16 protein-coding genes are annotated in these 13,736 nt (G+C 74.6%); 12 read left to right on the top strand and 4 right to left on the bottom strand.

What is annotated here, in order from left to right:
- The first annotated feature begins 133 nt into the window (after window positions 1–133).
- From alr to AB0O09_RS06125, 4 genes are all read left to right on the top strand, one after another.
- Entirely contained in the window at window positions 134–1,324 is a 1,191-nt protein-coding gene (gene alr / locus AB0O09_RS06140) for an alanine racemase (protein WP_344621496.1), read from the top strand.
- A complete protein-coding gene (locus AB0O09_RS06135) occupies window positions 1,324–2,682 on the top strand; it encodes an alpha/beta hydrolase (protein ID WP_363540440.1) in 1,359 nt (452 codons plus the stop codon). Before alr ends, AB0O09_RS06135 begins: the two co-directional genes overlap by 1 nt.
- Window positions 2,683–2,722: 40 nt before the next feature.
- A complete protein-coding gene (tsaE, locus tag AB0O09_RS06130) occupies window positions 2,723–3,229 on the top strand; it encodes a tRNA (adenosine(37)-N6)-threonylcarbamoyltransferase complex ATPase subunit type 1 TsaE (RefSeq protein WP_344621498.1) in 507 nt (168 codons plus the stop codon).
- Between the two features lie 143 nt (window positions 3,230–3,372).
- Complete coding sequence (locus tag AB0O09_RS06125; RefSeq protein ID WP_363540439.1) at window positions 3,373–3,570, top strand: hypothetical protein; 198 nt, start codon at window positions 3,373–3,375, stop codon at window positions 3,568–3,570.
- Between the two features lie 140 nt (window positions 3,571–3,710).
- Here the strand turns inward: AB0O09_RS06125 and AB0O09_RS06120 are convergent, their stop codons facing one another.
- The gene (locus tag AB0O09_RS06120; RefSeq protein ID WP_363540438.1) at window positions 3,711–4,274 is read right to left on the bottom strand and encodes a hypothetical protein; all 564 of its coding nucleotides are present in this window, start codon (window positions 4,272–4,274) and stop codon (window positions 3,711–3,713) included.
- Between the two features lie 175 nt (window positions 4,275–4,449).
- Here AB0O09_RS06120 and tsaB point away from each other — a divergent pair, with 175 nt between their 5' ends.
- The 5 genes from tsaB (at window position 4,450) to AB0O09_RS06095 (ending at window position 7,883) form a co-directional block, all read left to right on the top strand.
- Entirely contained in the window at window positions 4,450–5,103 is a 654-nt protein-coding gene (gene tsaB / locus AB0O09_RS06115; protein WP_363540437.1) for a tRNA (adenosine(37)-N6)-threonylcarbamoyltransferase complex dimerization subunit type 1 TsaB, read from the top strand.
- 31 nt (window positions 5,104–5,134) lie between these two features.
- Window positions 5,135–5,626, top strand: coding sequence for a ribosomal protein S18-alanine N-acetyltransferase (gene rimI, locus AB0O09_RS06110; RefSeq protein WP_344621502.1), 492 nt, complete (start codon window positions 5,135–5,137; stop codon window positions 5,624–5,626).
- The gene (gene tsaD / locus AB0O09_RS06105) at window positions 5,619–6,698 is read left to right on the top strand and encodes a tRNA (adenosine(37)-N6)-threonylcarbamoyltransferase complex transferase subunit TsaD (RefSeq protein ID WP_363540436.1); all 1,080 of its coding nucleotides are present in this window, start codon (window positions 5,619–5,621) and stop codon (window positions 6,696–6,698) included. Before rimI ends, tsaD begins: the two co-directional genes overlap by 8 nt.
- Complete coding sequence (locus tag AB0O09_RS06100) at window positions 6,695–6,952, top strand: hypothetical protein (RefSeq protein WP_363540435.1); 258 nt, start codon at window positions 6,695–6,697, stop codon at window positions 6,950–6,952. The genes tsaD and AB0O09_RS06100 overlap by 4 nt, the downstream gene beginning before the upstream one ends.
- Before the next feature lie 82 nt (window positions 6,953–7,034).
- Window positions 7,035–7,883 carry a polysaccharide deacetylase family protein gene (locus tag AB0O09_RS06095; RefSeq protein ID WP_363540434.1) on the top strand — a complete coding sequence of 283 codons (849 nt, stop codon included), beginning with the start codon at window positions 7,035–7,037 and terminating at the stop codon, window positions 7,881–7,883.
- Here the strand turns inward: AB0O09_RS06095 and AB0O09_RS06090 are convergent.
- On the bottom strand, window positions 7,865–9,034 hold the full coding sequence (locus tag AB0O09_RS06090) for a class I SAM-dependent methyltransferase (protein WP_363540433.1): 1,170 nt from the start codon (window positions 9,032–9,034) through the stop codon (window positions 7,865–7,867). The genes AB0O09_RS06095 and AB0O09_RS06090 overlap by 19 nt on opposite strands.
- A 78-nt stretch (window positions 9,035–9,112) precedes the next feature.
- Window positions 9,113–9,415: a hypothetical protein gene (locus AB0O09_RS06085; protein WP_363540432.1), complete on the bottom strand. Its 303-nt coding sequence runs from the start codon at window positions 9,413–9,415 to the stop codon at window positions 9,113–9,115.
- 248 nt (window positions 9,416–9,663) lie between these two features.
- On the opposite strand from AB0O09_RS06085, the gene groES reads away from it, so the two are divergent.
- From groES to AB0O09_RS06070, 3 genes are all read left to right on the top strand, one after another.
- The gene (gene groES, locus AB0O09_RS06080) at window positions 9,664–9,969 is read left to right on the top strand and encodes a co-chaperone GroES (protein WP_014136232.1); all 306 of its coding nucleotides are present in this window, start codon (window positions 9,664–9,666) and stop codon (window positions 9,967–9,969) included.
- A 92-nt stretch (window positions 9,970–10,061) separates the two neighbouring features.
- Window positions 10,062–11,693, top strand: coding sequence for a chaperonin GroEL (gene groL / locus AB0O09_RS06075; protein WP_263104981.1), 1,632 nt, complete (start codon window positions 10,062–10,064; stop codon window positions 11,691–11,693).
- Between the two features lie 321 nt (window positions 11,694–12,014).
- Window positions 12,015–13,016: a LysR family transcriptional regulator gene (locus AB0O09_RS06070; protein ID WP_363540431.1), complete on the top strand. Its 1,002-nt coding sequence runs from the start codon at window positions 12,015–12,017 to the stop codon at window positions 13,014–13,016.
- Window positions 13,017–13,107: 91 nt separating this feature from the next.
- Here AB0O09_RS06070 and AB0O09_RS06065 read toward each other — a convergent pair whose 3' ends face one another.
- The gene (locus tag AB0O09_RS06065; RefSeq protein ID WP_030263366.1) at window positions 13,108–13,437 is read right to left on the bottom strand and encodes a WhiB family transcriptional regulator; all 330 of its coding nucleotides are present in this window, start codon (window positions 13,435–13,437) and stop codon (window positions 13,108–13,110) included.
- Window positions 13,438–13,736 lie beyond the last annotated feature (299 nt).

Genomic DNA, 13,736 nt, shown 5'->3' with positions numbered 1-13,736 from the left:
GCCGCCCGGGCGGCGGGAGGGTACCGTTCCGCGGAACCAAATGCTCCGTTTCACGCGTCTCCCACTGACGACCGCCGGGCCCGGCCGGGGTCGTGAGCCGGGCAGCGGCGCCGGTCTGGGAGACTGATAGGCGATGACAACTGCGAAGACGACCGGAACTCCCGCCCTCACCCACGGGGTCCGCGCCGAGGCGGCCATCGACCTGGCCGCCCTGCGGGAGAACCTCGCCGCGCTGGGGGCCCGCACCGATGCCGCGCTGATGGCCGTGGTCAAGGCGGACGCCTACGGCCACGGCGCGCTGCCGTGCGCCCGCGAGGCGGTCGCCGCGGGCGTGCGCTGGCTGGGCACCGCCACCCCCGAGGAGGCGCTCGCCCTGCGCGCCGCGGGCATCCGCCCCGAGCAGGCCCGCATCCTGTGCTGGCTGTGGACCCCGGGCGGCCCCTGGGCCCAGGCGCTGCGCTCGCACGTCGACGTCTCCGTCAGCGGCCGCTGGGCGCTCGACGAACTGCTCGCCGCCGTCCGCGAGACGGGCGTGCCCGGCCGCGTCCACCTCAAGGCCGACACCGGCCTCGGCCGCAACGGCTGCCAGCCGCACGACTGGCCCGAGCTGGTCGCCGCCGCCCTGCGCGCCCAGGCCGAGGGCCTGATCGAGGTCGTCGGCCTCTGGTCGCACTTCGCCGCCGCCGACGAGCCCGGCCACCCCTCCGTCCAGGTCCAGCTGGACGGCTTCGCCTCCGCCGTCGCGCACGCCGAGGCGCAGGGCGTGCGGCCCGAGGTCCGGCACCTGGCGAACTCGCCGGCCACCCTGCTGCTGCCGCAGTCGCACTACGACCTCGTCCGGCCCGGCCTCGCCATGTACGGCCTCTCCCCGGTGCCGGACATCGGCACCCCCGCCGACTTCGGGCTGCGCCCCGTGATGTCGCTCACGGCCCGGCTCGCCCTGGTCAAGACCGTCCCCGGCGGGCACGGGGTCAGCTACGGCCACCACTACACGACGCCCGGCGACACCACCCTCGGCCTCGTCCCGGTCGGCTACGCGGACGGCATCCCGCGGCACGCCTCCAACACCGGCCCCGTCCAGATCTCCGGCAAGTGGCACACCGTCGCGGGCCGGGTCGCGATGGACCAGTTCGTCGTCGACCTCGGCGGCGACACCCCGCCGGTCGGCGAGGAGGTCCTGCTCTTCGGCAGCGGCGAGCGGGGCGAGCCCACCGCCGAGGACTGGGGCCGCGCCTGCGGCACCCTCTCGTACGAGATCGTCACCCGGATCGGCTCCCGGGTGCCGCGCCGCTACGTGGGCGCGGGGGACGGGTCGGGCCTCTGATGGCGGAGGGCGCCGACGGGAATCCGGTCGCCGTGGTGGCCAAGGCCGCCGGGGCGGCCTCCGGCGGCGTGAGCAGGGCCGGCCTGATCGGCATATCGCTCGGCGTGGTCGCGGCCGGTGCCGCCGCCGGCGTCGCCGTCGAGCGCCTCACCGTCGGCCGCTCGATGCGCCGCCGCGCCCGCGAGGAGCTGGACGCCGCCGCCCCGTATGGCTCGCTGCGCGGCCGCCCGCGCACCGTCACCGCCCCCGACGGCACCGAGCTGTACGTCGAGCTCGACGGCACCGGCTGGGACGAGGCGGTGCCCGGACCGGCCGGGCGGCCCGAGCAGCCCGAGGACGAGGGCCAGCGCCGCCGCGCCTGGTTCACCCGGCGCCGCGGCACCGCCGGCGTCGACCGCACCGGACTGCCCGGCCTGCTCGGCGGCACCGGCGCCCTGGCCCGGGCCGGCCGGCCCGCCGAGGCGGCCCCCGCCGACACCCCGACACCGCTGACCGTCGTCTTCTGCCACGGCTACTGCCTCAACCAGGACAGCTGGCACTTCCAGCGCGCCGCGTTCCGCGAGGGCCTGCGGCTGGTCTTCTGGGACCAGCGCAGCCACGGCCGCTCCGAGCGCTCCCGCTCCTACCTGGCCGGCGAGCCCGCCTCCATCGACCAGCTCGGCGGCGACCTCAAGGCCGTCCTCGACGCCGTCGCCCCCGAGGGCCCGGTCGTGCTGGTCGGCCACTCCATGGGCGGCATGACCGTGATGGCCCTCGCCGACCAGCACCCGGAGCTGTTCCGCGAACGGGTCGCCGGGGTCGGCCTGGTCGGCACCCTGGCCGGCGACTGGAACTCCGTCACCCTCGGCCTGCCCGCGGCCGGCGCCCGGCTGCTGCGCAAGCTCGCCCCCGCCACCGTCCGGCTGCTCGGCCGCCAGGTCGAACTCGTCGAGGCCACCCGCCGGATCGGCGCCGACGTCGCCGCGGTCTTCTACCGCCGCTTCTCCTTCGGCTCCAAGGACGTCGACCCGCAGGTCGTCCGGTTCGCCGAACAGCTCCTCGACGCCACCCCGATCGACGTGGTCGCCGAGTTCTACCCGGCCTTCGGCCTGCACGACAAGAAGGCCGCGCTGGCCGCCCTCGACGGCGTCCCCGTCCTCGTCCTGGCCGGGACGGAGGACCTGCTCACCCCGCCCGCGCACAGCGAGGAGATCGCCCGGGCACTGCCCGGCGCCGAGCTGGTCGTCCTCCCCGAGACCGGACACCTGCTGATGCTGGAACGGCCCGCCGAGGTCGACCGGTACCTGGCCGGGCTGCTGCGGCGCGCCGCCGGACACGCCGGCGTCCCCGCCCCGCCCGACCCGAGCCCCCACCCCTGACCGCGGCCCCGCCGCCACCCGGAAGGACACCGACACCCCCATGGGCAACCAGCTCACCCTCACCGTCGCCACCCCCGAGCGGATGGGCCGGCTCGGGAAGGGCCTCGCCGCGCTGCTGCGCCCCGGCGACCTGGTACTGCTGCACGGGGAGCTCGGCGCGGGCAAGACCACGCTCACCCGGGGCCTCGGCGAGGGCCTCGGCGTGCGCGGCGCGGTCACCTCGCCGACCTTCGTGATCGCCCGCGTCCACCCGCCGCTCGGCGGCGGCCCGGCCCTCGTCCACGTGGACGCCTACCGGCTCGGCGGCGGCCTGGACGAGATGGAGGACCTCGACCTGGACGTGTCGCTGCCCGAGTCGGTGGTCGTCGTCGAGTGGGGCGAGGGCAAGGTCGAGCAGCTCAGCGAGGACCGCCTGGAGGTCCGGATCCACCGGGCGATCGGCGGCGCCGCGGAGGAGGCCGACGACCTCGACCCGCGCCGGGTCACCGTGACCGGCCTCGGCGGCCGCTGGGACGGCGTCGACCTCGCCGTCCTCGACCGGGGCTGATCCCGCCGGCACGCCCCGGCACCTCCCCGCCCGCGACACTCCGACACTTCCCGACACGGCGTCGGGAAGGTGTTGCGGCCCGGCCTGCCCTCGTGATGGGATGGGAACTGCGGTTAGGTCTGCCTAACTAGGGAGGCGCCCCGATGGCGAGCACCACCCCCGCTGCGGCACCCACGCCGCAGGACCGTCCCGACGACACCGCGGCCCGGCCCGGCGAGGTCCCGATGCGCGCCCTGCTGGCCTCCTGCGCGTCCGCCGCCGCCGTCTCCACCCCGCCCGCGCGCCCGCAGCCCGCGGTGCAGGACCACCCGGAGCCCACCGCGCCGCCGCGCGCGGCCTGACACCGCACCGCGGCCCGCGCGGAACGGCACCGGCCGGAGCCCCGGCCCGGGCCGGGGCTCCCCCGGCAGCGGCTGCTCGGCGAGGGCCGCTGCTCCGTGAGGGCTGCTACTCCGTGAGGGCTGCTACTCCGTGAGGGCTGCTACTCCGCGACGAAGACCCGGGTACCGGTCGGCGCGAAGTCCCACAGCACCTGCCCGTCCGCCCGGGACGAGCGGATCCCGCCGGTGCGCAGGCCCGCGTCCGGCGGCGCCGTCGAGCCGTCCACCGCCGAACCGAAGCCGAACACCACCCCGCCCTGCTCGGTGAACCGCACCACGTGCTCGATCTGCCGGTGGTCGGTGCCCTTCCCGGTCGCCGTCCGGCTGTACACGCTGTAGCTGCCCGGGGTGGGCTCCACCGAGCCCGGCGTCACCGCGAACGAGGCCTGCAGCTGCGGGTCCTTCCGCGGGTCGACCAGCCACACCCGGTGCTGCGAGACCGAGTACACCACCCGGTAGCCCGTCCCCGACGAGGCGGGCAGCGCCGGCATCGACGCGGTCGGAGCCGGCGCGGTCGGCGACGGGCCGGCGGTCGCGCCGACCGCCGTCCGGGCCTCCTCGGCCCGCGACTGAGCCCCCTCCGCCTGGACGGCCAGGAGTGCCACCACCGCCACGGCCCCCGCCGTCAGCCCGGCGACCACCACGCCCGGAACCGTCCTCACCACGCACGCTCCCACCGCTCGCTGCCCGTGTCCGCCCCATCGTGCCAGGTCCGCGCCCGCCCGATGGCGCGATCCGATGGTGTGTTCCCACCCCCGGACACCGCCGCAGCCGCCGCCGCGGTCGTCCACCCCGCACCGCAGGGGCGAGGGCCCCCGCCGACCCTCTAACCTTGATGCCGTGCTGCTGCTCGCGTTCGACACCGCAACCCCCGCCGTCACCGCCGCCGTCCACGACGGCACGACCGTCCTCGCCGAGTCCTACGAGGTCGACGCCAGACGGCACGGCGAGCTGCTCCTGCCCACCATCGGCGACGTCCTGCGCACCGCCGGCGTCGACAAGCGCGAGCTCACCGCGATCGCGGTCGGCGTGGGCCCCGGCCCGTACACCGGCCTGCGGGTCGGCCTGGTCACCGCCGCCGCCCTCGGCCACGCGCTCGGCCTGCCCGTGCACGGCGTCTGCACCCTCGACGCGATCGCCCACCAGGCCCGCCGCGAGGGGCTGACCGGCCCGTTCACCGCCGCCACCGACGCCCGCCGCAAGGAGGTCTACTGGGCCGCCTACGACGAGGACGGCACCCGGACACAGGGCCCCGCCGTCGACCGTCCCGGCGACCTGGCCCCGCCGCAGTGCTCGGTCGGCGCCGGCGCCCTGCTCTACCCCGACACCTTCCCCGGCGCGACCGGCCCCGAGCACGTCTCGGCCGGCGCCCTCGCCGACTTCGCCGCCACCGAACTCGCCGCCGGCCGCGACCTGCTGCCCAACGCCCCGCTCTACCTGCGCCGCCCCGACGCCCAGGTCCCGGCCGGGTACAAGGCGGTGCTCCCCGCATGACCCGCCGGCCCGCCGCGGAGAGGGGCGCTGGATGGACGTGATCCTCCGCCCGATGCGGTGGTGGGACATCGAACCGGTCATGGACCTCGAACTGCGGCTGTTCCCCGAGGACGCCTGGTCGCCCGCCATGTACTGGTCCGAACTGGCCGAGGCCCACCCCGGCGGCACCCGCCACTACACCGTCGCCACCACCGAGGACGACCGCATCGTCGGCTACGCCGGCCTGATGGCCGTCGGCACCGAGGGCGACGTCCAGACCATCGCCGTCGACGAGCGCCTGCAGGGCGCCGGCCTCGGCACCGCGCTGCTCACCGACCTCGTCGAGGAGTCCGCCCGCCGCGGCTGCGCCGAACTGCTGCTGGAGGTCCGGGTCGACAACCTGCGCGCCCAGCGGCTGTACGAGCGGTTCGGCTTCCAGCCGGTCGGCGTCCGCCGCGGCTACTACCAGCCCGCGAACGTCGACGCGCTCGTCATGCGCCTCGACCATCCCACGCACGATTCGAAGGACCCGAAGAATGGCTGACGAACCGCTCGTCCTCGGCATCGAGACCTCCTGCGACGAGACCGGCGTCGGCATCGTCCACGGCACCACCCTGCTCGCCGACGCGGTCGCCTCCAGCGTCAACGACCACGCCCGCTACGGCGGCGTCGTCCCCGAGATCGCCAGCCGCGCGCACCTGGAGGCGATGGTCCCGACCATCCAGCGGGCCCTCGACACCGCCGGGGTCAAGGCCACCGACCTCGACGGCATCGCCGTCACCGCCGGCCCCGGCCTCGCCGGCGCCCTGCTCGTCGGCGTCTCCGCCGCCAAGGCCTACGCCTGGGCCCTCGACAAGCCGCTGTACGGCGTCAACCACCTCGCCTCGCACATCTGCGTGGACCAGCTGGAGCACGGCCGGCTGCCCGAGCCGACCATGGCGCTGCTGGTCTCCGGCGGCCACTCCTCGCTGCTGCTCTCCTCCGACATCACCAGCGACGTCCGCCCGCTCGGCGCCACCATCGACGACGCCGCCGGCGAGGCCTTCGACAAGGTCGCCAGGGTGCTCGGCCTCGGCTTCCCCGGCGGCCCGCACGTCGACCGCACCGCCCGCGACGGCGACGGGAAGGCCATCGCCTTCCCCCGCGGCCTCAGCGCCTCGAACGACCCCGCCTACGACTTCTCCTTCTCCGGTCTGAAGACCGCCGTCGCCCGCTGGGTCGAGGCCAAGCGCCGGGCCGGCGAGGAGGTCCCGGTCGCCGACGTCGCCGCGTCCTTCCAGGAGGCCGTCACCGACGTGCTCACCCGCAAGGCCGTCCGCGCCTGCAAGGACAACGGCGTCGACCACCTCATGATCGGCGGCGGCGTCGCCGCCAACTCCCGGCTGCGGGAGATGGCCCAGCAGCGCTGCGACCGGGCCGGCATCGTGCTCCGGGTGCCCCGCCCGGGCCTGTGCACCGACAACGGCGCCATGGTCGCCGCGCTCGGCTCCGAGATGGTCCGCCGGGGCCGCACCCCCTCCGCCTTCGACCTGTCCGCGGATTCCTCGCTGCCGGTCACCGAGGTGCACGTCCCGCACACCGAGTTCCACGCACACGCGCACGAGTCGCTGCGGTGACCCGCGCCCTCATGTGGGAGGCCCGCGCCGCCGAGGGGCGGGCCGCCGAACTGGAGCGGTGGGTGCGCGAGGAGGTGCTGCCCGGCCTGCGCGCCGCCGCCCCCGAGCGCCTCGAACTGCTCACCGCGGAGGGCGACCGGGTGCTGCTCGTCACCTGGTGGACGGGCGAGCCGGCGCACCTCCCCGATCCGCCGGACGGGTTGACCGCGCGACCCGTCCACCGCTGGTCGTTCACCCGTGCGCACGTCGAGTAGCGTGCCCTCCTGAGAGAACGCTGGACCCGGCGCGCACCGCCGCCGGGCCGGGTGGGGGGAGCGCACGTTGCCGAAGAGGTCCATGTCCTGTGCCGCGGGGGCGGCCGTCCTGCTGGTGGCACTCACCGCCTGCGGCAGCGGCGCACGGCACCGGGGGGCCCAGGCGCCGCCCTCACGGCCCGCCTCCTCCGCACCCGGCACCACCGCGGCGGCCGCGCCCGCCGCCCAGGACCGGCCGGCCGCGTGGGCCAAGTGGGGCCTCAAGCCGCTGCCCGCGGCCCCGGCCGCCCCCGCCGACAAGCCGGTCAAGCTGACCGCCACCGGGCCAGTCCCGGTCTTCAGCGAGGTGCGGACCACCGACAAGGTCGTCTTCATCACCATCGACGACGGCGCCGAGAAGGACCCGAAGTTCGTCGAGATGGCCACCGACCTCAAGGTGCCGTTCTCGATGTTCCTGACCCGGGACATCGTCCGCGGCGACTACGGCTACTTCAAGCCGCTGCAGGCCCTCGGCAACCGCATCCACAACCACTCCGTCGACCACCCCGCGATGAGCCGGCTCTCGCCCGAGCGGCAGAAGTCCGAGGTCTGCGAGGCCCAGACCGCGCTCACCGAGCAGTACGGCACCGCCCCGACGCTCTTCCGCCCGCCGTACGGCGACGGCGCGCACACCCCGTCGCTGGGCGCCGCCGTCCGCGCCTGCGGGCCGCGCGCCGTGGTGCTCTGGCGCGAGTCCATGCAGATCCACGACATGCAGTACCAGGCCGCCGACAAGAAGCTCCGCCCCGGCGACATCATCCTCGCCCACTTCCGCGGCCCCAAGGACCTCAAGGGCGAGACGATGACCACGATGTTCGGCGAACTGCTGGCCCGCATCCAGGAGCAGGGCTTCGCCGTCGGCCGCCTGGAGGACTACATCGCGGCCGGCTGACCCAGCATCATCAGCGGGCCGTCGTCCGTCCGGCTGAGGATCACCGTCACCTCGTGCGGGCCGCTCGGCTTCAACTGCCGGCGCAGCTCCTCCGGGGTGACGGCGATCCCGCGCTTCTTGATCACGACCGTGCCGGCGCCGCGCTCGCGCAGCAGCGCCTTCAGCCGCTTCACGTTGTACGGCTGCACCTCGCCGATCTCGTACGCGTGGGCGAAGGGGGTCGGCACCAGCTCGTCCGCCGTCACGTACGCGATCTGCGGGTCGACCAGCCGGCCGCCCACGCTGCGTGCCACGTCCGCCACCAGGCCGGCCCGGATCACCGCGCCGTCCGGCTCGTACAGGTAGCGGCCGACCGGGCCGGCCCCGGCCCGGTCGCCGGTGCCCGAGAGGCTGCCGCCGCCCGGCAGCACCGTCGCCCGGTACGGCGCCGCCGCCGCGGTGCCGAACCAGATCACCGCCTCCTTCACCTCGCCGTGGTCGGAGACCCACTCCGCCTCCGCGCCCTCCGGCACCAGCTCGTGCGGGATCCCCGGGGCGACCTTCAGCGCACCGAACGGCGTCCGCCGTGCCGCCTCCAGAGCCCAGGACAGCGGCGGCGAGTAGGCCTCCGGGTCGAAGACCCGCCCGCGCGCGGTGCGCCGCGCCGGATCGGTGAACACCGCGTCGAAGCCGTCGGTGTCCACCTCCGTGACGTCCGCGCAGCGCACCTCCACCAGCCCGGCGAGGCCGAGCGCCGCCGCGTTGGCCGCGGCCACCGCGCAGGTCAGCGGGTCCCGGTCCACCGCCAGCACCGACACCCCGGCCCGGGCCAGCGCGATCGCGTCACCGCCGATGCCGCAGCACAGGTCCGCCAGCCGCCGCACGCCCAGACCCGCGAACCGGGCCGCCCGCCACTCGGCGACGCTGCGCCGGGTCGCCTGCTCGACGCCGTTCGGGGTGAAGAACATGAGGTCGGCGTCCGCGCCGAACTTGGCCCGCGCACGCTGCCGCAGCCGCGCCTGTTCGAAGGCGGCCCGCACCAGCTCCGCCGGGTGGTCCCGGCGCAGCCGGGTGGCCAGCGCCAGCTCCCGGTCGGGGGTGAACTCCCGCAGTTCGGCGAGCAGCGCCCGCCCCTCGTCGGTCAGCAGCGCCCGGAACGATTCGATCTCCACCCGGCCATTCTCTCCCGGGTCTCCCCAGGTCTCCCCAGGTCTCCCCGGGTCTCCCCGGGTCCGGGGCGCGGCCGCCGCTCAGCGGCCGAGCACGGACAGCGCGCCGGAGACCAGCGCCGGTCCGACGACCACCAGGGCCACCGGTGCGATCCGGTACCCGCGGCGCACGCTCACCGCGACCGCGGTGAGCGGCACGGCCACCGCGGCGACCAACACGCCGATGCACGCCGCCACCACGCCGATGCCGCTGCCCGGGGTGGCCAGCGCGAACAGCAGGACGATCAGGGCGTACACCGCTCCGGTGCCGAGCGCCGTCTCGACGGCGAGCAGCCAGGCGGTGTGCAGGAGGTCCCGGGTGACGGAGGGTCGGGTCGCGGTCATGCAGCCATCGTCCCGGCCGCGCCGGCGTCGCACATGAGTACGGCTACTCACCCGCACCCGGGGACACCGGGCGACTGGCGTTGGCACTCTGGTTGACTGAGTGCTAACGGCGGCCTATGGTCGTTCCTGGCACTCCCCCCAGGGGAGTGCCAACGCGACGGAGCGCGCCTGACCCCCGCGACGGCAGGCCTGCGGACATCGCCCTTCCCTGTTAGACAACCCCGTAATCTCCGAAGGGGAGCTCGGACGTGACCACCAGCAGCAAGGTTGCCATCAAGCCGCTCGAGGACCGCATCGTGGTCCAGCCGCTCGACGCCGAGACCACCACGGCCTCCGGCCTGGTTATCCCGGACACCGCCAAGGAGAAGCCCCAGGAGGGCGTCGTCCTGGCCGTCGGCCCGGGCCGCTTCGAGGACGGCCAGCGCCTGCCGCTCGACGTCGCCGTCGGTGACATCGTCCTGTACTCCAAGTACGGCGGCACCGAGGTCAAGTACCAGGGCGAGGAGTACCTCGTCCTCTCGGCCCGCGACGTTCTCGCCATCATCGAGAAGTAAGCCGTAACGGCCCGCCCCGGAACCGCGTCAGCACTGACCCGGGCCGGGGCGTGCTTGTTGGTCCATCCGTAAGACCCTGAGGAAACGGGAACATGGCGAAGATCCTGCAGTTCGACGAGGACGCCCGCCGCTCGCTGGAGCGCGGTGTCAACAAGCTGGCCGACACGGTCAAGGTGACCATCGGCCCCAAGGGCCGCAACGTCGTCATCGACAAGAAGTTCGGCGCCCCCACCATCACCAACGACGGTGTGACCATCGCCCGCGAGGTCGAGCTCGACGACCCGTACGAGAACCTCGGCGCGCAGCTGGTCAAGGAGGTCGCCACCAAGACCAACGACGTCGCGGGCGACGGCACCACCACCGCCACCGTGCTCGCCCAGGCCCTGGTCAACGAGGGCCTGCGCAACGTCGCCGCCGGCGCCGGCCCGGCCGCCCTGAAGAAGGGCATCGACAAGGCCGTCGCCGCCGTCTCCGAGCACCTGCTCTCGGTGGCCCGCGAGATCGAGGGCAAGGACGACGTCGCCGCCGTCGCGTCCCTCTCCGCCCAGGACACCCAGGTCGGCGAGCTCATCGCCGAGGCGATCGACAAGGTCGGCAAGGACGGTGTCATCACCGTCGAGGAGTCCAACACCTTCGGCGTCGAGCTCGAGTTCACCGAGGGCATGCAGTTCGACAAGGGCTACCTGTCGCCGTACTTCGTGACCGACGCGGAGCGCCAGGAGGCGGTCCTCGACGACCCGTACATCCTGATCAACCAGGGCAAGATCTCCTCCATCCAGGAGCTCCTGCCGCTGCTGGAGAAGATCCTGCAGGGCGGCTCCCGCCCGCTGTTGATCATCGCCGAGGACGTCGACGGCGAGGCGCTGTCCACCCTGGTGGTCAACAAGATCCGCGGCACCTTCAACGCGGTGGCCGTCAAGGCCCCCGGCTTCGGCGACCGCCGCAAGGCGATCCTCGGCGACATCGCCGTCCTCACCGGCGCGACCGTCATCTCCGAGGAGGTCGGCCTCAAGCTCGACCAGGCCGGCCTGGACGTGCTCGGCACCGCCCGCCGCATCACCGTCACCAAGGACGAGACCATCCTCGTCGACGGTGCCGGCGACTCCGAGGCCGTGGCCGGCCGCGTCGGCCAGATCAAGGCCGAGATCGCCTCCACCGACTCCGACTGGGACCGCGAGAAGCTGCAGGAGCGCCTGGCCAAGCTGGCCGGCGGCGTCTGCGTCATCAAGGTCGGCGCCGCCACCGAGGTGGAGCTGAAGGAGCGCAAGCACCGCCTCGAGGACGCCATCTCGGCGACCCGCGCCGCGGTCGAGGAGGGCATCGTCGCCGGTGGCGGCGCCTCCCTCGTGCACGCCGCCAAGGTCCTCGACGGCGGCCTCGGCCTGTCCGGCGACGAGGCCACCGGTGTCGCGGTCGTCCGCAAGGCGCTGGCCGAGCCGCTGCGCTGGATCGCCCAGAACGCCGGCCTGGAGGGCTACGTCATCACCTCCAAGGTCGCCGACCTGGAGACCGGCCACGGCTACAACGCCGCCACCGGCGAGTACGGCGACCTGGTGAAGGCCGGCGTCATCGACCCGGTCAAGGTCACCCGCTCGGCCCTGGAGAACGCCGCCTCCATCGCCTCCCTGCTCCTCACCACCGAGACCCTCGTGGTGGAGAAGAAGGAGGAGGAGGCCGACAACGGTCACGGCCACTCGCACGGCGGCCACGGCCACTCCCACTGACGCGAGTCGCTCCCGGAGGCCCGGCTCCTCCCGCCGGGTGGGCGGGAGGAGCCGGGCCTCCGGCGTTCCGCGGAACCGCGGGGAAGCTGCACCGGGGTGCGGGGTGCGGGGTGCGGGGTGCGGGGCGCGGGGAACTGCGCGAAACGGGAGGACCCTTGCCCGGACGTCCTCGCCGAGGGCCGTGGCACCGCACGGGAAGGCCGGCAACGGTGCCGCCCTTCCGCTCCGCGCGGTTCCCCGCGCCCTGCTGCGGTTGCCCGGGCGGGTTCGGACCGCGGCATCCGGTTCCGGCCGGGTCAAAGGGTGGCTTATAACTGAGCCATGATCGAGGCCCGCCACCTCCGAGTGCTCCGCGCTGTCGCCCGCACCGGTTCCTTCTCCGCCGCCGCGCGCGAGCTGGGCTGCACCCAGCCCGCCGTGAGCCAGCAGATGAAGGCCCTGGAGAAGTCGGTGGCCACCCCGCTGGTGGTCCGCTCCGGCAAGGGCATGCAACTCAGCGAGGCCGGCGAGGTGCTGCTGAAGCACGCCTCCGGCATCCTGGCGGGCCTGTCCGCCGCGGAGGAGGAGGTCGCGGCGATCGCCGGCCTCCGCTCGGGCCGGGTGCGCCTGGTGTCCTTCCCGACGGCGAGCTCCACGCTGGTGCCGAAGGCGGTGGCCCAGCTCCGGGCGGCGCGCCCGGGCATGCGCGTGTCGCTGGTCGAGGCCGAGCCGCCGGAGTCCCCGGCGATGGTGCGGGCGGGGGAGTGCGAGGTGGCGCTGGCGTTCCGCTACCCGGACTCGCAGGGCGGTGCTGCGGTGGTGCCGTCCCCGCACGCCTCGGCCCGCGAGGCCAGGGCCGAGGCAACGCTGGAGGCCGCGGCGTCCGCGGCCGCGACCGACTGGTCCGACCTGGTGGTGCAGCCGCTGCTGGACGACCCGATGGTGGTGCTGGTGCCGGCCGGGCACCGGCTCGCGGGCCGGGACGGCGTCCCGGTGGGGGTGGGCGAGCTGGCGGACGAGCAGTGGATCGCGGGCTGTCCGCAGTGCCGGGGCCACCTGGTGGAGCTGTGCGCGGGTGCCGGCTTCCAGCCCCGGATCGACTTCGCGACCGACGACTACCCCGCGGTGGTGGGCCTGGTGGCGGCCGGACTGGGGGTGGCGGTGCTGCCGGGCATGGCGCTGGACGCGGTGCGGCGCGACGGGGTGGCGGTGGTGCCGCTGGAGACGGCCGCGGGCGAGCCGGTGCGCCGGGAGGTGGTCGCGCTGACCCTGCCGGACCTGGCGGGGGTGCCCGCGGTGGGGCTGATGTTGGATCAGCTGGCGGCAGCGGCCGCCGCCCGCTGATCGGTCGGCAGCCGTCCGTCCTGGTCGCCGCTGAAACGTTTCTTCATGGCCGGTCCGGCCGGATCCCGCTGCGCCGAGCCCTGGCCGCGCGTCACTGCCGGACGTTCGCCGGCATCGCCAGCGGCACCTCGGCCAGCTGCCTGTTCCGCGAGCGGCCCAGCAGCTCCTCGCGCTCGTCCTCGGTCAGTCCGCCCCACACGCCGTACGGCTCCCGGACGGCCAGGGCGTGTGCCGCGCACTCGGCCCGCACGGGGCACCGCATGCAGACCTCCTTGGCACTGGCCTCGCGCGAGCTGCGCGCGGCCCCGCGCTCGCCCTCGGGGTGGAAGAAGAGAGAACTGTCGACGCCGCGGCAGGCGGCGGAGAGCTGCCAGTCCCAGAGGTCTGCGTTGGGGCCGGGGAGGCGGGAGAAATCTGCCATGGCTCATTCCCTTCAATGACTCAGGACTCGGGCTCGGATCGACGCGGTTGCAAAAAGGTCTCGGGGCCCGCCCGCTGCGGCGAGGCTGCTCGGGGCCGGTACGGACACCTGGAAATATGACTTACGGCTCCCAACAGGACAAGTCACCCACACACCGACACAACAGTCAATGACCGTATAGAAGCTATAAAAACGGACAAACAGGGCATGGTGGTGGTCAGGCTCCGCGTGGCAATCGGGTGGCAGTGCGCCGGCCGTCCCCGGGTGCGGGCCCGGGGCGCCGGGTGCGCACCACGCGG

It is taken from the genome of Kitasatospora sp. NPDC093679 (genome assembly GCF_040683455.1).
Lineage (GTDB): Bacteria > Actinomycetota > Actinomycetes > Streptomycetales > Streptomycetaceae > Kitasatospora > Kitasatospora arboriphila.
This window is presented reverse-complemented; position numbering and strand designations above follow the sequence as displayed.

Bases quoted from the DNA above. Each gene is read 5' to 3' on its own strand.
- alr (WP_344621496.1), top strand. From the start codon at position 134: ATGACAACTGCGAAGACGACCGGAACTCCCGCCCTCACCCACGGGGTC.
- AB0O09_RS06135 (WP_363540440.1), top strand. From the start codon at position 1,324: ATGGCGGAGGGCGCCGACGGGAATCCGGTCGCCGTGGTGGCCAAGGCC.
- tsaE (WP_344621498.1), top strand. From the start codon at position 2,723: ATGGGCAACCAGCTCACCCTCACCGTCGCCACCCCCGAGCGGATGGGC.
- AB0O09_RS06125 (WP_363540439.1), top strand. From the start codon at position 3,373: ATGGCGAGCACCACCCCCGCTGCGGCACCCACGCCGCAGGACCGTCCC.
- rimI (WP_344621502.1), top strand. From the start codon at position 5,135: ATGGACGTGATCCTCCGCCCGATGCGGTGGTGGGACATCGAACCGGTC.
- tsaD (WP_363540436.1), top strand. From the start codon at position 5,619: ATGGCTGACGAACCGCTCGTCCTCGGCATCGAGACCTCCTGCGACGAG.
- AB0O09_RS06095 (WP_363540434.1), top strand. From the start codon at position 7,035: ATGTCCTGTGCCGCGGGGGCGGCCGTCCTGCTGGTGGCACTCACCGCC.
- AB0O09_RS06085 (WP_363540432.1), bottom strand. From the start codon at position 9,415: ATGACCGCGACCCGACCCTCCGTCACCCGGGACCTCCTGCACACCGCC.
- groL (WP_263104981.1), top strand. From the start codon at position 10,062: ATGGCGAAGATCCTGCAGTTCGACGAGGACGCCCGCCGCTCGCTGGAG.
- AB0O09_RS06070 (WP_363540431.1), top strand. From the start codon at position 12,015: ATGATCGAGGCCCGCCACCTCCGAGTGCTCCGCGCTGTCGCCCGCACC.
- AB0O09_RS06065 (WP_030263366.1), bottom strand. From the start codon at position 13,437: ATGGCAGATTTCTCCCGCCTCCCCGGCCCCAACGCAGACCTCTGGGAC.